General features: G+C 28.7%; 14 protein-coding genes and 1 other annotated feature. Of the genes, 3 read left to right on the forward strand and 11 right to left on the reverse strand.

The features are described 5' to 3' along the window. From OXH55_RS05695 to OXH55_RS05710, 4 genes are all read right to left on the reverse strand, one after another. Positions 1–1,524, reverse strand: a complete 1,524-nt coding sequence (locus tag OXH55_RS05695; protein WP_268048697.1) for a DUF445 family protein — start codon at positions 1,522–1,524, stop codon at positions 1–3. Between the two features lie 228 nt (positions 1,525–1,752). Then, positions 1,753–2,190: a DUF5684 domain-containing protein gene (locus OXH55_RS05700; protein WP_268048699.1), complete on the reverse strand. Its 438-nt coding sequence runs from the start codon at positions 2,188–2,190 to the stop codon at positions 1,753–1,755. A 122-nt stretch (positions 2,191–2,312) separates the two neighbouring features. Further along, on the reverse strand, positions 2,313–4,244 hold the full coding sequence (gene metG / locus OXH55_RS05705) for a methionine--tRNA ligase (RefSeq protein WP_268048700.1): 1,932 nt from the start codon (positions 4,242–4,244) through the stop codon (positions 2,313–2,315). A gap of 53 nt (positions 4,245–4,297) precedes the next feature. Then, positions 4,298–4,547, reverse strand: a binding site (T-box leader). Positions 4,548–4,613: 66 nt separating this feature from the next. Then, the gene (locus OXH55_RS05710; protein ID WP_268048702.1) at positions 4,614–5,093 is read right to left on the reverse strand and encodes a hypothetical protein; all 480 of its coding nucleotides are present in this window, start codon (positions 5,091–5,093) and stop codon (positions 4,614–4,616) included. 459 nt (positions 5,094–5,552) lie between these two features. On the opposite strand from OXH55_RS05710, the gene OXH55_RS05715 reads away from it, so the two are divergent. The 3 genes from OXH55_RS05715 to OXH55_RS05725 are packed head-to-tail and all read left to right on the forward strand — an operon-like array spanning position 5,553 to position 9,246. Beyond that, on the forward strand, positions 5,553–6,242 hold the full coding sequence (locus tag OXH55_RS05715) for a response regulator transcription factor (protein ID WP_268048704.1): 690 nt from the start codon (positions 5,553–5,555) through the stop codon (positions 6,240–6,242). Between the two features lies 1 nt (position 6,243). Then, positions 6,244–7,632 (forward strand): sensor histidine kinase, encoded by a 1,389-nt coding sequence (locus OXH55_RS05720; protein WP_268048706.1) that lies wholly within the window; start codon positions 6,244–6,246, stop codon positions 7,630–7,632. Between the two features lie 21 nt (positions 7,633–7,653). Next, positions 7,654–9,246 carry a hypothetical protein gene (locus OXH55_RS05725; protein ID WP_268048708.1) on the forward strand — a complete coding sequence of 531 codons (1,593 nt, stop codon included), beginning with the start codon at positions 7,654–7,656 and terminating at the stop codon, positions 9,244–9,246. Between the two features lie 28 nt (positions 9,247–9,274). Here the strand turns inward: OXH55_RS05725 and OXH55_RS05730 are convergent, their stop codons facing one another. The 7 genes from OXH55_RS05730 to OXH55_RS05760 form a co-directional block, all read right to left on the reverse strand. Next, the gene (locus OXH55_RS05730) at positions 9,275–9,736 is read right to left on the reverse strand and encodes a hypothetical protein (RefSeq protein ID WP_268048710.1); all 462 of its coding nucleotides are present in this window, start codon (positions 9,734–9,736) and stop codon (positions 9,275–9,277) included. A 107-nt stretch (positions 9,737–9,843) separates the two neighbouring features. Further along, entirely contained in the window at positions 9,844–13,068 is a 3,225-nt protein-coding gene (locus tag OXH55_RS05735) for an SNF2 helicase associated domain-containing protein (protein ID WP_418921829.1), read from the reverse strand. Positions 13,069–13,286: 218 nt separating this feature from the next. Next, positions 13,287–13,733, reverse strand: coding sequence for a MarR family winged helix-turn-helix transcriptional regulator (locus tag OXH55_RS05740; protein WP_268048714.1), 447 nt, complete (start codon positions 13,731–13,733; stop codon positions 13,287–13,289). 15 nt (positions 13,734–13,748) lie between these two features. Next, entirely contained in the window at positions 13,749–15,155 is a 1,407-nt protein-coding gene (locus OXH55_RS05745) for an MATE family efflux transporter (protein ID WP_268048715.1), read from the reverse strand. A gap of 180 nt (positions 15,156–15,335) precedes the next feature. Beyond that, entirely contained in the window at positions 15,336–15,893 is a 558-nt protein-coding gene (locus tag OXH55_RS05750; protein ID WP_268048716.1) for a uracil-DNA glycosylase, read from the reverse strand. 125 nt (positions 15,894–16,018) lie between these two features. Then, complete coding sequence (locus OXH55_RS05755) at positions 16,019–16,330, reverse strand: hypothetical protein (protein WP_268048718.1); 312 nt, start codon at positions 16,328–16,330, stop codon at positions 16,019–16,021. 155 nt (positions 16,331–16,485) lie between these two features. Further along, positions 16,486–18,513, reverse strand: a complete 2,028-nt coding sequence (locus OXH55_RS05760; protein WP_268048720.1) for a methyl-accepting chemotaxis protein — start codon at positions 18,511–18,513, stop codon at positions 16,486–16,488. Positions 18,514–18,786 lie beyond the last annotated feature (273 nt).

Consider the following 18,786-nt stretch of genomic DNA (forward strand, 5'->3'; position numbering starts at 1 on the left):
CTATACTGCTGCAATTAATGTAGATACAAATCCCATTATGCATCCAAGTAAAGCTCCAAGCCAAGTTATGGCACTTAGTTCCTTACTTGCAATTTCTAATATAATTTCTTCTGCAAAGGCCACGTCAAAAGAATTTATCCTATCTTCTACTATTTTCTTTATATCAAAAGCTTCAATCAAATCTCCTGCTTTTTTAGTAATGAATCTTTCAAATATAATGCCTGCTATATTTGAAGCAACCTTGGAAACCTTTTTCTCGTTACCTTTTGAAATCTCTTCTAAAGTAATTCCTAAAACTTTATCGATTGAAGAATTAACATATAGACTAATTTTTTCTTCAACTTCTTTGTTTTCTACTAAATAATCTAATTTATCTCTTACAAAATTCCTAATTAACTTTTCTGAATTTATATTTACTTCTAAAAGTACATCCTGTATACTTTCCCTATTTCTTATTTTATTTTCTAAAGAGTCTATAATTTCATCTATAAAATTATTTTCTATAACTTTATTAATTACAATATCACTTAATAGTCTTACATTTCTATCCTTTCCTTCTTCTGAAACATTTGAAAGGATATCTGAAACTTTATTTTTAAGAATCTTATCTATTAGTTCATTAATAAATAATGCAACCTCTTTTTGAATATCTTCCTTGTCTAAATTCTCTTCAACAATAGAAGAAAGCTTATCATAAATCATATCAGGATTTAAAAACATTGCTACCATTGGATTTAAATTTGAGCTCACCATTCCTGTAATAGCATCTTTTATCTTTTGTTTTATATGATCTTCTTTAAGCATATCTTTTATAGACATAGATATATCATAATTTTTACTGTACACGTATACCTTAATTGTGCTTACAAAGCTGGCTGGTAAAACTTCTTCTAGAGTCTTATCTAAATTCTCTAGTTCTTTAAGCTTACCTTCAATAATCTTTTGCATTTTAGTATTGAATTCAGTTGACTCCTTGTATGTCTTTGCTTTATTAATTAAATCTTCTCTTATTTTTCTATAAAGTTCACTTTCTAAAATGCTACTAGGATTCTTTAAAAATTCTTTTTTCATACTATCTAGTATTACATTTTCAGCCTCTTTTTTAAACTCTTCTTTTCTAATACTAAATAGAACAATTTCTGTTACTTTTCTTTTTATAAATGCAATAAAACTTTTGTATTTATCTCCAACTATATTTTTTATTTGTTCTCCTATAGAAACTCTGCTTTTCTCAATTTCTATAATTTTTCTTTCAACCCACTTTTTAAATTTTTCATCTATTCCATTAGTTTTAAGAGCTTTAACCATAGTTTCACTCGTCAAAAGATGAGTACCTATAGCCTCCCCTACACTTTTAGCAATTCTATCCTTCTCTTTTGGAATAAGTCCTGGAGTAAAAGGAATTTTCATACCCAAAATTCTTTTTTCTGTATGTGGACGAAACAACATTTTTATAGCTAACCAGTTAGTTATGTACCCTATAACAGCACCTATTGCTGCTGCAAACAAAAGCTTTGATATCATATTATCTCCCTTTCTGCGACTATTGCATATTTTATAACATTATACATGTATTTTAACTATTAATCATTTTACTATACCAAACCAAAAAATTAAAGAAAAAGAACAAAAGCATATACTATTAGAAACACATTTCACATAGTATATGCTTTTCTTGGGTACTAAAGGAAGAAATTATGAAACAGGAACATTAACCGAATGTCAACGTTCCTATTTTCTTCTTAATATTCTCTAATATACTTGATACTCATTTGTAATTTGATACTCAACTGATTCAGAAAATGCCATATACAACTGTACTATATATCCAACAAAAGGTATAATTACTGCAATAACAATTAATAGAGTTTCTATTCCAAATGCCTGATAAAATTTAACACTCCAATATATTGATAATACTGCTAATACTAATGGTCCAACAAAAGGTATAAGTGCCAACAAGCCAAATAAAATATACCAGGCACTCCTATTAATAATATGAAAAAATAATATGAATTGTAGTATTGGTATAAACGCTATCCACCTATTTTCCAGCTTAGCTTTTTCTGCTAACTTATAATAAGTTAAAGCTTGAATAAAATAAGTAATAATCAATAGTGCAATTCGAAAGTTAGCTATTCCTACTTCATTGTAACTTCCCATAGTATATCCTTTCAAAAAATTACTCATAATTAAAATATACTATTATTTTTGTAAAATTATTCTTTTAGTTACTTTACTACAGTGAATATTGTTCTTTAAAAGCCCTATGTTTAAAAAACATAGGGCTTTATCAATAACTGTTTAAAATTTTATTTTACTCTACTTCCTGTTGGTAATTCACCTGGATTTACTACTACTAATTTATCTTTATCATCTGATGCAGCAAGTATCATTCCTTGTGATAATTCTCCCATTAATTTTACAGGTTTTAAGTTAGCTACAAGAACTATATATTTTCCAACCATTTCTTCTGGTTTATAGTATTTAGCTATACCAGATACTACCTGTCTTACCTCTCCACCTAAATCAACTTTTAATTTAAGAAGTTTCTTAGCTTTTTTAACTGGTTCACATTCTAGTACTTTTGCCACTCTTAAATCGATTTTATCAAAATCATCTATAGTAATTTCTGGTTTTATAGGCTCCATTTCTGGTATTTCTACTGTTTTCTTTTGCTCTTCTTGTAATTTTGCAAGTTCTTCTAATTTCTTTTCAACATCTATTCTTGGGAATATAGCTTCTCCCTTTTCAACCTTTGTTCCTGCTTTTGTTCCATCAAATGAAGCTATACTATCCCATGATGTAAGTTCTACATTTAATTGTTTGTTTATCTTTTCACTTGTTTCTGGTAAGAATGCTGAAAGCATTACTGAAACTATTCTTAAACTTTCAACTAGGTTGTATAAAACAGCTCCAAGTCTTTCTTTCTTAGATTCATCCTTAGCAAGTACCCAAGGCATAGTTTCATCAATGTATTTGTTGCTTCTTCTTACAACAGTCCAGATTTCATCTAGGGCTTCAGGTATTTTAAGGTCATTCATTCTATTTTCTGCTTTTGATGGTGCTTCAAGAGCTACTCTTATTAAATCTTCATCTACTTCTTCTTTTACAGTAGGTGCTTGAATTGTTCCCTCAAAGTATTTATTAATCATTGCAATTGTTCTATTTACAAGATTTCCAAGATCATTTGCTAAATCTGAATTAGTCTTCTTTATAAAAATTTCACTTGTATACATTCCATCTTGACCAAATGGTATTTCATGTAAAAGATAATATCTAACAGCATCTGTGCCAAAATGATCAACTAAAACTGCTGGATCAACTACATTACCTTTTGATTTTGACATTTTTCCTCCATCAACTAAAAGCCATCCATGACCAAATACTTGTTTTGGAAGTGGTATGTCTAAAGCCATAAGCATTATTGGCCAATAAATTGTATGGAATCTTAATATATCCTTTCCTACAAGATGTACATTTGCTGGCCAGTATTTACTATATAATTCATCATTTTCTTGATCATACCCAAGCGCAGTTATATAGTTTGAAAGTGCATCTATCCATACATATATAACATGTTTGTCATCAAAAGTTACAGGAACTCCCCAATCAAAAGAAGTTCTTGATATACATAAATCTTGAAGTCCTGGTCTTAAGAAATTATTAAGCATTTCATTTTTTCTTGATTCTGGTTGTATAAACTCTGGGTGAGCTTCAATATATTCTATAAGTTTATCAGCATACTTAGACATTTTAAAGAAATAAGCTTCTTCCTTTGTCTTTTCAACTGGTCTTCCACAATCAGGACATTTACCATCTACAAGCTGAGTTTCTGTCCAGAAAGATTCACATGGTGTACAATACAATCCTTCGTATTCACTTTTGTAAATATCTCCTTGATCATATAGTTTTTTAAATATTTTTTGAACAGTTTTAACATGATAATCATCAGTAGTTCTTATAAATTTGTCATAGCTTACATTCATTATGTTCCATAAGTCTTTTATACCTGCAACAATCTCATCAACGTATTCTATTGGAGCAACACCCTTTGCTTCTGCAAGTCTTTGAATCTTTTGTCCGTGTTCATCTGTTCCTGTTAAGAAGAAAGTATCATATCCTGTAAGTCTCTTAAATCTTGCTATAGCATCTGCTGCTACTGTAGTATATGTATTCCCAATATGTAATTTAGCAGATGGATAATAAATAGGTGTAGTTATGTAAAATGTTCCTTTATTCATTCCTATTACCTCCTTAAAATAATATATAAAAAACCTCTAAGCAAATTACACTGCTTAGAGGCGTAAATTTACGCGTTACCACTCTACTTCGTCTTTGTCTCACAACAAAAACCTCAATAAGTGACTCCTTAACTAAAGTTAATTTTATCACCCTGCAGTATAACGGCTGCTTCCGTGTTACCCTAAATAATTCAGATAACCTGCTCCAAGGCCATATTCATAAACTTCTATGCCGCTAGCTTTCACCTATCCTAGCTCTCTTTAGACACTTTCATTTACTACTCTTCTCTTCAATGCATTTATTTATCAAACTCTTAGTTAAAATATTATGATATATTACTTAATCTGTCAATATTATTGTCTAAATTATTAATAATTATTCCATTTTTCTCTTTCTCTTTTAGTTTTATACTTTTCATGTATTAATACAGTTCCCAAAGAAATTGCAACTGAGCTTGCTATTCCCATTGCAGCTATAAGTCTTGAGGTTACATGTTTTGCCTTTTGCAGCTGACTTTCTTTGTAGCTAGAACATATCTGATTTAACAACCTATATATATCTTTTCTTTCTTCTTCAATAATATCTTCTCTTTTTAATTCTTCTTGTAAGATGTTAATTATTTTATCTAATGATTCATTGTTCTTTATATGTATTTCTTTTTCATTCTCAAGCATAGATAATAAATACTTGATTTGTTTATGTAAACAAAATCCTCCTACTGCTAACTGACTATTTGTTGTATATCCTTCTATAAATTTATCTAATACTATATCCATTGTTTGTTTTTCATAATCACTTGGTCTAACTTTTCTAAATCTATTTAGAACTTTTAAATTATTCTCTCTCAAGTTTAAGCACCTCTTTCTTTTACAATGAAAATATATGTTCAAACAAAAGTTTAACCATAAAATTAACACTTTATTCTATTATATTATTTTATTACATATTTTACAATTATTTGTTTAACACCTTAAGAAATATCCTAATTTATATTTAAATTCTATCAAAATTACTTTAAAAATTAATTATTTATAAGCAATTAAATGATAATAGGTTATATTATAATTTAATCAACCCTAAATTAACTTAATAGGATTACAGTGATTAATATGGAATCAATTGTTACTTGTAAATTAACTGATAATAAGATTATTATTTATTTAAAGGACGTAAGTAAAGCTAATTTACTTAGAATATTTTAAAATTAATATAAAATTATAGAAGTATTATGTTCAATATAGCATATTGTCATTCTTTTTTAACCAATATGTGAAATAATTTTAGGACAATAGTTTTGAGGTGATTGTATGAGTAATAAAGTATTGATTATAGAAGATGAAGAATCCATAAGAAAATTTGTAAAGTTAGTTTTAGATAAACAGGGCTTTGATGTTATTCAAGCTCCTAGTGGTGAAGAAGGCTTGGAAAAAGTAAATATGGAAAATCCTAACGTTATACTTTTAGATGTAATGCTGCCTGGTATTGACGGTTTTCAAGTGTGTGAAATAATAAGAAAAGAATATCCTAACATGGGAATAATAATGCTCACTGCACGAGGACAAGATATGGATAAAGTTAAAGGATTAGAATATGGTGCTGATGATTATATGGTCAAACCCTTTAATCCTTTAGAACTTTCTGCAAGAATAAATTCTCTATTAAGACGTCTTAATCCTTCTAGCGAAGAAAATTCAGATATTATAGTATCTGGTCCTTTCAAACTAGATTTAAGCTGCAAAGTGGCTTATAAAAATGAAGTACAACTAAATTTAACTCCAAAAGAATTTCTACTTTTAAAAATATTTATGCAAAATGTAAATAAAGCTTTAAGTAGAAACAAGCTTTTAGACTTAGCATGGGGATATAATTTTGTAGGTGATCCTAAAATAGTAGATGTAAATATTCGTAGACTTAGAAATAAGCTTGAAGATGACCCATCCTCTCCAAATTATTTAGAAACCGTTTGGGGAATGGGGTATAGATGGAAGGAGAGTTAGTTTGAAGTCAATAAAAACACGGTTAACTAAAAGCTACTTCTTAATAATATTATTAACAGTTGTGATTTGTGAAATATTTTTAATATCTTCTGTGAAAAAATATTTTTATAATAATACCCAAGAACTTCTTTCAAATCAAATAAAGCTATCTGCTGATTTTTACAACACATATCTTTCTTCAACTGGTCTTGAAGAAAATATAGCTGATGATATAGATGTATTTTGGAAAAATACTCATGCTGAAGTTCAAATATTAAACCTTTCAGGTAATATTTTAATGGACTCTATAGGATATTATCAATCTACACCTATAAACTCAACAGACTTTAAAGAGGCTTTATCTGGAAATTTGGGGACTTATATTTATGAATCTCCAAATTCAAAAGAAACTATAATGGCAGTGGCTTATCCATTAAAAAACCAAAATAAAGTTGAAGGGGTAATTAGATTTATTACCTCACTAAAAAAAGTTGATAAAAATGTATATGCAATTTCATTATTTTTAATATTAATAGGTTTATGTGTAACTGTACTATCAAGTATAGTAAGTATCTTTATATCTAATAAAATAACCAAGCCAATACAGAAAATAACAATAGGTGCAGAAAAAATGGCTTCTGGTGAATTAAATGAAAAAATACAAAAAACATCTGATGACGAACTTGGAAAACTCGCAGACACCTTAAATTATATGTCTGAAGAAATACTAAAAAACGAAAGATTAAAAAATGAATTCATTGCTTCTGTTTCTCATGAATTGAGAACACCGCTGACTTCTATTAAAGGGTGGGCAGTAGCATTGAGCTTATGTAATCCTGAGAATAAATCTGAATTTGAAGACGGCCTTAAAATTATTGAACATGAAGCAGATAGACTATCTCTATTAGTTGAAGAACTTCTTGACTTTTCAAAATTAATTTCTGGTAAGATTACTCTAAAAAAGGATTGGATTGATTTAGAAGAATTTTTATTCTACATGGTAAAACAAGCAAACCCAAGATCTGAAAGAGAAAACATTAAACTTTCAGTGGTGCATAAAAATAAGCTTCCAAATATACATGCAGACGGCAACAGACTTAAGCAATTATTCATGAACATTTTAGATAACTCTTTCAAATTTACTCCTAGTGGTGGAGAGATAATAATCACTACTATTACATTAGAAAACAAACTATTTATAAGCATAAAAGATACTGGCTGCGGTATTCCCGTAGAAGATTTGCCAAAAGTAACTGAAAAATTCTACAAAGGTAAAAATAGCAAATCGAAAAACGGTATTGGTCTTTCTATCTGCAGTGAAATAGTTGCTCTTCATAATGGAACATTAAAAGTTTTAAGCGAAGAAAATAAAGGAACAGAAATACAGCTTATGTTCCCTTTAAATACTTAAAAATTTAGGAGGCTGTAGTATATGAAACAATTTAAAATTCTTTTATTTATGTGTATATTTATTTTTACCTTCGGTTTTGCTGGGTGCAGTAAGAGTGACATGTCATATGCTGCTAAAATCTTACCTCCTGAAAATCATGATATGCCTCTTGATGGTGTTTGGGTGACAAACAAATATTACACTGGTCCTTCTTATGCAATGAATAATAATGAAATAAAAGATAAAATAGGCAAAACAGTTTCTTTTAGTGAGAATCAAGTAACTTTATATGAGGATATTTGCGAATCCCCTAAATATAAAATAAAAACTGTAAACACTCAAAATTATTTTATTGGAAATTATTCTATTAATCCTAAAACTTTAGATATAGATAAAACTGAGGTTCAGGTTGTAACAATTACTAGTAACGAAAATTTTTTCGCTTCCTTCGTAATATTAGATAAGACTAAAATTATGACTTATATAGACGGAGTATTTTTTCATTTATCAAAAAATACTCAGCTTAGTTCTGCAGATACAAACTTAAATAAGTTATTAAATGATGATAAAGAGACTGCTAGTAAAAGTGAAAAACACTCAAAAGTAATAAAAGATAGTACTAACCCCTTATCTAAATCTGAAATTTTACAACAATTTAATTCAGGTATTTTGCTTGGTTTGAAATCCTATAAAACAGTTTCATATAAATTGCCTTATAGTTCTTCAAATGAACCTGTAAAAGAACCTGTTTATAGAACACTTTGGATTAACTTTAGTGGTGATTCAGTAATGTCTGTAAATGAACTTCCTTTTATTTTAGCACCAAGACAAAATGGTTTCTGGAAAATAGATACTAAAAGAGAAGTTGATGAAAATTGGGTAAAAGATTATATCTTTCCATATCCACTTGAAAAACCTATTGAGTTAAAATCTGGAGCAGGTACTATAAAGAAGGATGGTCAATTTCATAATTTAGCAGATATCACTTTTATCGGAAATGACTATATATCTTTAGAATTAAATGGTAGTGGACGTTATAAAGAATCTTCTCAGCCATATAAATATGATTTACTTCAAGTTCAACCATTAGATACCTTAAACCTTGATAATTTTTCTGCTATTTCATTAGATAAAATAATGGGAAAACAAGGACTTAAAGCATTAAAGCAAGGGGCAGCTACTTACTTAAACTCACTAAACTACGAGGATAAGCAAAAGTTAGAAACTACTCCTCGTCCTGATAGCTTTGGAGTGGTACGTAAAAATGGAAAATGGATTTTAAGAGGTCGTTTAAATTACTCTTCTAAAACATACAAAGAAAGCTTTGGGGATTTTGATATTCCTATAATTGCTTCGAAAGAACTAGTAACATACGATTCTTTATGTCCTAATTGGAATGTAATAAAACATAGGGTTCCTGATGCATTAGATGCATATTCTCCTCCAAATAAAAACTTTGTAATGATATTAACAAATTCTAAAATTTATATATATGATATCGTTAATGATAATCTAAGTCCAAAACCTATAAAAACAATTGTTTTAAAAGACAATGAAACAGTTATAATGTCTCATTGGGCTCTAGGTAAATATGTTAAAACATGGGATGACCAAGTAAAAAGTCTTATAAAATAATATATTATATTAAAGGTAAAGAAAGTATTTAAATACTTCCTTTACCTTTCTTAATATCATCATTCATACTTTTCACAATGGTACTGAACTTATCTAGTTCCTCATTTATAACTTTTTCTGTCATTTCAATTTCTTTGTTTTCTTCCTCTTCGTACTTTTTTATCATATCATCTATAAAATTTTCATACTGATCCAAAGCTTTCTTTATCTTATTAACTGACCCTGATAGTATTTTATTCTTATGAATACTACTCTCTAGCAATGCCAGCAGTACTCCATTTAACTCATCTAAAATTTGTATATGATAATCCTTATCTATTAAATACTCTATCTTTTTTTCCAATTCAACAAGTCTTTCATTTATCTCTACGTCTAAAATCTTACCTTCATTATAAAGTAGGTGCTTTAATCTATTCCTTGTATAAACTAAGCTCTGTTCAGGTATAGTTCTTTTCCTTTTAGTAAAAAAACTAATCAATTTATTAAGCATATTTCCCCATGCCTCCTTTACACACTATAATTTTATTACAGATAGTTTTACCTTCTTCCTAGCACCTAGTACCTACTACCTAGCACCTGGTTACTGGTCTCTGGTTACTAAATAAAAAGTTCTTTAATCTCATCTTCATTCATTTGAGATATTAAGCTTTCCTCTTTAATTTCCGAATCCATAACATTTTTAATTATCTCTTTTTTCTTTTTTTGCAGCTTATAAATCTTCTCTTCAATAGTCCCTCTAGATATGAGTTTTATAACCTCAACAGTCTTTTTCTGTCCGATTCTATGAGCTCTGTCTGAAGCCTGTTCTTCTACTGCTGGATTCCACCAAGGATCAAAGTGAATTACTGTATCCGCTCCAGTTAAATTAAGTCCTGTACCACCTGCTTTTAAAGAAATTAAAAATACATTTCCCTCACCTTCATTAAAGCTTTTAACCATTTCTCCTCTATGTTCCATTTTAGTTTGACCATCCAGATACATATACTCTATTTTATTTTTACTTAATCTCTTTTCAATATTTTTTAATACAGACGTAAATTGAGAGAATAATAGTATTCTATGTCCTGATTTTATGCTATCCTCTAATAAATTGTCTAATACCTCCATCTTACCACTTTCCCCTTTAAAATCACTTATAAAAGTAGTAGGATCACAGCAAATTTGTCTTAACCTTGTTAGAATAGATAAAATCTTGAATTTACTATTTTTAAATCCCTTTTCTCTTATTTCTTTGCTTACTTCTTCTTTTGCATTAGTTAAGTAAGCTGCATATATTTTTTTCTGTTCACTGGTCATTTCAACTAGTACCTTATGCTCTATTTTAGGCGGCAGTTCCTTTATAACATCCTTTTTAACTCTTCTTAATATAAAAGGCTTTATATGCTTATTTAGCTCTTTCAATGCATCCATATCATTATTTTTTACTATAGGCCCTTCATACTTTTGAGAAAATTTACTATGATTCATAAGATATCCTGGCATAATAAAATCAAATATAGACCACAACTCTGTAAGCGAATTTTCTATTGGAGTCCCTGTCAATGCAAAATATCCTTTAGCCTTTAATTCCTTAACTGCTTTTGAATTTATTGAACTAGGATTCTTAATATACTGAGCCTCATCTAAAAAGCTGTACTTGAAGTTTATTTCCTTATACTCTTCTATGTCACGTCTAATAAGAGGATAAGAAGTAAGTATAATATCATAGTTATATATTTCTTTTAATCTTTCTCTTCTTTCTTTCTTGCTTCCTGTTATAATTAGAGTTTTTAAATTTGGTGCAAACTTTTCTATTTCATCCTTCCAGTTATAAACTAAAGAAGTAGGAGCTACTACTAAACAAGGCACCTTTTCTCCTTCCTCTACCTCTGATTGAATAAATGATATAGCTTGAAGAGTTTTTCCCAGTCCCATTTCATCTGCTAGTATTCCTCCAAATCCACATTTAGATAAAGTTTTAAGCCATTTGAAGCCAAATTTTTGATATCCTCTCATTATTTTGTTCAATTCTTCCTTTGGCTTTAATTCTATCTGCTTCATTTCTCTAATATTATTTACAAGTTCTTTGAATTTTTCATCTTTTTTTATCTTAATATTTTTATCATTTATACTCTGTTCTATATATAAAGCATTATATTTTGAGAGGAGAATCTTTTCCTTATCTAAATCAGAGTCTTTTATATTCAAGTAGTCAATCATATTTGTAAAATTATTTAACTCTTCACTGTCTAAAGGAATGAATCCTCCTTTTTTCAGCTTGTAATATTTCTTTTTCTCTCTTAATGCTTCAAAAATATTTTTAAGTTCTTCCCTATCTACCCCCTCGATATCAAAGGTAAATTCTAGTAAGTCTTCATCATTCATTTTAATACTAGATGTTATACTAGAAGAGTTATATATCTTAACATTTTTGAAGTCCTCAGAATAATATACCTCTCCGATTTCTTGAAGCTTTTCAATACCTTCAAGCAAAAAATCTATTAGCCTCTCATCATTCTTTAATATAAACTTATTTTTTCCCTTTTCAAAGCCAAAGTTTAGAATTGAATTTATAGACTTTATCTCTGTTCTAATATCTCTCACTAAAATAGTCTTTTCTTTTCTTATATCTTCATCCCTTAAAGGATTTATTTCTATTTCTCCATAAATATATTTTACCTTAGCACTTACTCCATTTCCCTCTTTATCAAGATATATTGCTGTTTTTAGTGGTTCTTCATACAAGTTCTCTACTATACCAGAATCAATATTCACCTCTGAGCTAACTTTTCTTAAACTCGGTATTATGTATGAAGCAAGTTCTTCACTATCTTCATTATCAAATCTTATGCTTCTATGTTTACTGTCTATAAGAATATGGTAAAAAGGTATATAAACCTCCCTCTGTTCTTTTGTTGGTTTATATATATTGGAACCATAAAAAAAGTACTCTCCATCTTTTGTAATAGGAATAGGTAATAGTCCTTTTTGCTCTAAAACTATATCCTTACGTTCTTTCATAATATCAAATTCTAGAGGCATATCTTCTTCTAATATTTCTGCTTTAATAATATCTCCGTAATCAAATTTCACCTCTATACCCTTTCCTTTTAAATACGGAAATACTCTTTTTATCTGACTATCAATAAGATATGCTTTTTTACCTTTTAAAAATCTATTTGAAGAATAGCTATGATTATCTAAATATCTAACCTTATCGTTCATTTCATATATTTCCATAAGAACTTTAATTATTTCATTATCTTCTTCTTTAAATTGATGAATAGTAGGATCAAAAGTAAATTTCTGTCCAAAATAAATAGTTTTTTCCTTATTATTTACAACTTCTAAAAATTCCTTTATATTCTTTACAACATATAAAGTATTTTCTCCAACTTTTAACTGTAAAGAAGCTAATCCTCCATTATAGCTCTCATATTCATATCTATATTCTATATTTATTTGCTTTTTTCCATAATTACTATCTTTAATTAAAAGTCCATCACTCAGAGCATTTATAAGTTCTTTTATTTTTTTCGAACCTCTAGGCTTTAAGATAAGGTCTTTTTCTCTAACGTATTTTAAAAGAAGTGCAATAACATGTTTACATACACCAACTGCTGGGAAATAGTTCATAAACGCTTGACAATCACAGTTAACATCAACAATTCCACCATACTCATTAACTTCAACAAAAGCTTTGTATATCCTATTTCCATCATCAGATTTAATATTTCCTTTAATAACAGTTATTTTTCCATCAACTTCTTTTCTATTTACTGTACCTGTTTCCAAATCTACCACATTACCTTGCAGATAATATACTTCTCCTCTTGTATACATTGTTTGACTCGTTAAATTTCTTATTGCTCTTTCCTTTAAATCAACCAAAAACTTCACCTCAAGTCCAATTCATATACCTAATATTTTAGCCCAAAAAACATTAAAAATAAAACAAAAAAGCATGTACTGTTAAAAATACATTTTATTTTACAAATTAATTCTAAATTTGTTTAAATATATCTTACACAGTATATGCTTTTTCTGAGTAATATCAGTAACTAAGCTTCTTCATTTGAAATTTCTTCTAAAACTTTTTCTATTTCAACTAAACACTCATAAAATTTTTCTTTTCTTTCTTCTGATAATCTATCTATTCTTTTATCTAACTTATATAACCTATTTTCTACTTCTATTCCTAAAAATTCTTCTCCTTTAGAAGACAAACTATAAAAAGTATTCCTTCTATCCTTAGGATCAGTTTCCCTCTCAACATAACCCTCATCTACCATTTTATTAAGCATTATGCAAAGACTTGATTTTGAAACCTTGATTTCCTTGCTTAAATCCTTTAAAGCAGCCTTATTTAAGTGCTTTACGGTCATTAAAGTTGAAAATTGCTGATGAGTGACATTAGATGTACTATTAGAATTTGTTTGTGCTTTAAAAAAATTTCTTATACTCATAATAAAATTTATAAATTGTTTTGATACTTCTCTACTTTCCATCAAATCTTCCCCTTGCTATTCTCTTATTTCCTTTAGTATTAGCTTTTGTTCTGAATCTTCATTGTCATTTCTATTTTGAACCATTCCTCTTTTAATTGCAATCTTATTTTTCCATTTACCAGTCATATAATAACCAATGGTTAACACAAGACCAACTATCCATGCAACAGGCGTTGCCCACCAAATTCCATTTGGTGAATTCCATGTAGTAGAAAGCACTTTAGCTACTGGTATTCTCATAAGCCACAAGGATAATATAGATATAACCATTGGAATCATGGTATCTCCTGCTCCTCTTAGTACTCCATTAATTACAAAAGTAATTGCAACAGTAACATAAAAAGCTGATACTATCTTTAAATAATCCAATCCAATTGCAATAACGTCTGGATTTGTATTGAATAGCCTTACTAACTTCTCTCCAAATAAGAACATAATTAAAGTAATAAATAGAGAAAATGCTCCAGACATAAATACCGTTGCCTTAAATCCTTTTTTCACCCTATCCATTTTATTTGCACCTAAGTTTTGTCCTACAAAAGTTGAAATTGCAGCACCAAAATTCATAATAGGCATAGTTGCAAAAGAATCTATTCTACTTGCTGCAGTAAAAGCTGCCATTGTATTCTTACCAAATCCATTAACAAAAGCTTGAAGAGCTCCAAGTCCTATTGCCATAAGCATTTGTTGAACACCTGTTGGTAAACCTATTTTTAAACTTAGCTTAAATATTTCCTTATCAAAAATCATTTCCTTTATTTTAAGCTTAAATACTTTATGATTTTTGTTTAAATAATATACTCCAAAAATAAAAGAACATAGCTGTGCAATTACAGTTGCCCAAGCTGCTCCACTTACTCCCCATCCAAAGACCTTAATAAACAATAAATCTAAACCTATGTTTATACCTGAAGATAATATTAAAAAATATAAGGGAGTCTTTGAATCTCCAAGTCCTCTAAGAATTGCACTGATAGAGTTATAACCAAACATAGCAATTAATCCAATAAACATTATATTTAAATAACTTTTTGCTTGTGATAATATTTCTGGTGGTGTATTCATCAAGTGTAAAATACTCTCACTAAAAATGATTCCTAGTACACTCATTATTAAAGATGCTGCAAACATAAAAATGTATGCCGTATCTATTGTCCTTTTAACCTTTTTCATATCCTTTGCTCCATAATATTGAGCAATCAGTATGGTGGAACCCATGGTTACTCCAATAATTAAGGATACAAGTAAAAATATAATAGGGAAACTTGTGCCTACCGCTGCAAGACCACTTTCTCCCACTACTCTTCCTACAATAATACTATCTATAGTATTGTAAAGCTGTTGAAATACATTACCTATAAGCATAGGCAAAGTAAAATAGAATATAAGCTTAGCCTCATTACCTTTAGTCAAATCTCTCATAAGTTATTTATCTCCTTTCCTAATTACTAACGTATTAAAAATATGTTTGTCAAACAAAATTGATTTGATTTTAAAATAGTTTTACTCTAAAATCATTTTATTCTAAAATAATTTTAATGTCAATTAATTTCTTTGAATTTTTTGTAAACAAATAAGCTTCCATGTTTAAAACACGAAAGCTTATTTTATTTCATCATATTTTGTTTTAATTGCCTGAAGGTCTCTCCACAGCAATATCTTTTTACTATCATCTCTTAAAACTGCAGATGGATGAAAAGTACATGTTAGATAACAACCTTTTCTTTCTAGCCACTTGCCCCTATCTCTAGTAATTCTCCAACTAGGATCTATTATATATTTCATAGCTGTTGCTCCAAGACAGACAATTATTTTAGGCTTTATAAGTGCTACTTGATTTCTAAGGTGAGATATACATGCCTTTGCTTCATCTTCAAAAGGTGTTCTATTTCTCTCTGGTCTACATTTGCATATATTAGCTATGTAAAAATCTCTTTCCCTTATTAAATCCAAAGCCTGAACTCCTTTTTCAAACAACTGTCCCGCTCTTCCTACAAAAGGTCTACCAGTCCTATCTTCATCAGCTCCTGGAGCTTCTCCCACAAAGATTAACTTAGCCTTAGGATTTCCTTCACCAAAAACCATATTTGTTCTTGTATCTCCTAATCTACATTTATTACATCTACTACATTCTTCATACAACTCTTTCCACTGAAGCAAACAAACCACCTCGATAAATTCAACATACTTTACCTAAATAATACCACAAGATAATAAAATTGCGTAACAATTTTATTAAGTAGATAATTGAAAATTAACAGTGATAATGTATGTTTTACATACGTTTAACTCATCCCTAAATTTTTATCCTTTATATCATTTTCATTAAATTTTTCACAAGTTTCCCCTACATTTCGCTTATTATATTTTTTAACATTTTCATAAAAAATTTTTTCTAGCTTTTCCTCTAAATCTTCTAACATTTTAATTCTATTTTTTATCCCATCCATTCTTTGAATAAACTCTTCTTCTGATAATTCTGTTTTGTTTTTAAGATTATTTATCTCTGTATTAAGATTTTTGGCGTGTATTGCCATAGTTGTACTCACTTTGGTGAAAACTGGAATTTGAACTGCTCTGGTTATAACTATTTTCATTAAAATACCCTCTCCATTATCCCAAAAATTATTTCCCACTATATAATATGTTTTACCAAAGTGAATAATGTGTACAAAAGGTATTATATAATAACAAAGAAAAAAGGTACCAGCACCTAGCGCCTAGTACCTAAGAATAAAATTGTTAAACAATTTTATTCTATCTTGAACATTTTCACTGCCTCAGACATATCTTGTACCATTTCTTCAAGTTTACCTACAGAGCCAGCTAACTCTTGCATTGCTGCTGATTGTTCTTCTGTTGAAGCTGATACTTCTTCTGATGATGCTGCTGTTTCTTCTGCCACTGCTGAAACATTTTGCATATCATTGATAACTTCTTCTTTATTACTATTCATGTTTACCAAAGCTTTATTTACATTTTCTATTTTCAATGCAATATTGTCTATATTTTGAGATACACTTTCAAAAATATCTCCTGTTTCATCAACAGCTTCAGCTTGTTCTTTTACAACATTTTTCACATTTGAAACAATATCTACTGCATCATTGGTTTTGTTCTGTATACCAATTATTATTTTTTCTATTTCTTTTGCAGATTCTGATGATTGCTCAGCAAGCTTTCTTACCTCTTCTGCTACTACAGCAAAGCCTTTTCCCGCTTCTCCTGCTCTAGCCGCTTCTATAGCTGCATTTAAGGCAAGAAGATTAGTTTGTTCTGCTATACTGCTTATAGCTTCTATGATAGCTCCTATATTAGCTGAACTTACTTTAAGCTCGTCCATAATCACATATACTTTTTCAACTTCTTGATCGTTTTGCTCTGTTTTATCAAAAAGATTTCTAACTATTTGTTTTGAATTCTTATTTATATTTACTATGTCATCTGAATTAGCTTTCATATCTTGAGAATAGGAATTTAAATTCTCTATTTCATTTCCAAGATTATCAACCTTATCAACCACACTCTCTACATTTTCAGATTGATGTGATGAACCTTGTGCTATTTGCTGTACTGTTTTTGCTACCTCCTCAATAGATAAAGATGTACTCTCCGAAGTTTCCACTAAAGTATCTACAGTTGATGATACTATATTCATTGATGAATTTATCTTATTCACAAGCAATCTTATATTTTCTGTCATAGAATTAAAGCTGTTTGATAAATGTCCAAGTTCATCTTTTGAAACTATATCAGATTTTACTGTTAAATCTCCTTCTGAAGCTTTTTCTATAACTTCAACTAATTTATTAATAGGATTCGTTATTCCTCTAGAAATTACTATACCTATAGCAATAGACACTATAATGGCTAAAAACGTTATAGCTAAAATACTTTTAAGCATAGTATTTACTGAAGATTTCATATCAGATACTTCACAAGTTGATGATATTACCCAATTTACTCCTGGTATAACAGTATAAGATTGTATTTTATCTGTCCCCTTATACTCATATTCTTTAACATCAGGTTTAACCTCTTGCCCTTTTTGAACTTCTTCCATTACACTTTTAACTATGGAACTTCCTGTAGGTTTACCTAAAGTATCCTTTTTAGGATGCATTAATATTATTCCTGATGAATCAACCAAATAAGTATATCCTGTTGTACCAATTTTAGTTTTACCTATATATTTGGCAAAATAATCTGCATATACTATATTACCTACAACACCAATTATCTTACCACTTTCATCTTTAATAGGATTTGCAAACACCACTATTGATCTTCCATCCAATTTTGATATTAAAGTATCACTTACAGTTACTTCTCCTTGAATAGCTTTTTTAAAATAGTCTCTATCTTTTGCACTTAGCTTTAATCTTTCTTCACTACTACTTGTAACTATAATTCCATTTGTATCTAAAACCATTAATTGTTCACGTGATTCCAGTGAATTGAATTTTCTTTTTAAAATACCATTTACTTCACTTATTTTTGAAGCATTTTGTGTAAAAAACTCTTCTCCTAAGTTTTGCTGTCTTAACTTAGCTATTTCAATAATATCTTTATTTAATGATATAACTTCAGCTTCTCTTTTTTCACTAACAATTAATGCATTAAGAGTTTCCCCATCTTGTTTACTAATATCTAATAATCTTTGTCTACTTTCATTCATGATAGTTTTTGAACTAAAAACATATGCTAATGCACTTGTAATGATTAACGATATAGTTACTAATATTGCAATCATAAACGGTAATTTCTTTTTAATACTCATATATACTCTTATCCTCCTTTGTTAATTTTTCAATTAAAATTTCAATTAAATTCTAATTTGTTTGAGAATTTTTTCACAAAATATTACTTTTTTCCATGTACCAATATTATTTTTGTTTATATTATTACTATTATCGTGTATTGTCAATAAAATTTAACTTTTTCTTCTTTCTTTTTTTTACTTTTAATTTACAATTTTTGGTTTTTTATTTTAATAATCAAATATTTTATATTGTAAATTTTGTTAAAAACATAACAATTTTTTCGTTAAATT

This window comes from Clostridium ganghwense, assembly GCF_026735165.1.
GTDB lineage: Bacteria > Bacillota > Clostridia > Clostridiales > Clostridiaceae > Clostridium_H > Clostridium_H ganghwense.

Excerpts from the sequence above, each read along its gene's own strand:
- OXH55_RS05760 (WP_268048720.1), bottom strand. The coding sequence starts at position 18,513 with ATGAGTATTAAAAAGAAATTACCGTTTATGATTGCAATATTAGTAACT.
- OXH55_RS05695 (WP_268048697.1), bottom strand. The coding sequence starts at position 1,524 with ATGATATCAAAGCTTTTGTTTGCAGCAGCAATAGGTGCTGTTATAGGG.
- metG (WP_268048700.1), bottom strand. The coding sequence starts at position 4,244 with ATGAATAAAGGAACATTTTACATAACTACACCTATTTATTATCCATCT.
- OXH55_RS05745 (WP_268048715.1), bottom strand. The coding sequence starts at position 15,155 with ATGAGAGATTTGACTAAAGGTAATGAGGCTAAGCTTATATTCTATTTT.
- OXH55_RS05715 (WP_268048704.1), top strand. The coding sequence starts at position 5,553 with ATGAGTAATAAAGTATTGATTATAGAAGATGAAGAATCCATAAGAAAA.
- OXH55_RS05730 (WP_268048710.1), bottom strand. The coding sequence starts at position 9,736 with ATGCTTAATAAATTGATTAGTTTTTTTACTAAAAGGAAAAGAACTATA.
- OXH55_RS05755 (WP_268048718.1), bottom strand. The coding sequence starts at position 16,330 with ATGAAAATAGTTATAACCAGAGCAGTTCAAATTCCAGTTTTCACCAAA.
- OXH55_RS05700 (WP_268048699.1), bottom strand. The coding sequence starts at position 2,190 with ATGAGTAATTTTTTGAAAGGATATACTATGGGAAGTTACAATGAAGTA.
- OXH55_RS05735 (WP_418921829.1), bottom strand. The coding sequence starts at position 13,068 with ATGTATACAAGAGGAGAAGTATATTATCTGCAAGGTAATGTGGTAGAT.
- OXH55_RS05725 (WP_268048708.1), top strand. The coding sequence starts at position 7,654 with ATGAAACAATTTAAAATTCTTTTATTTATGTGTATATTTATTTTTACC.
- OXH55_RS05740 (WP_268048714.1), bottom strand. The coding sequence starts at position 13,733 with ATGGAAAGTAGAGAAGTATCAAAACAATTTATAAATTTTATTATGAGT.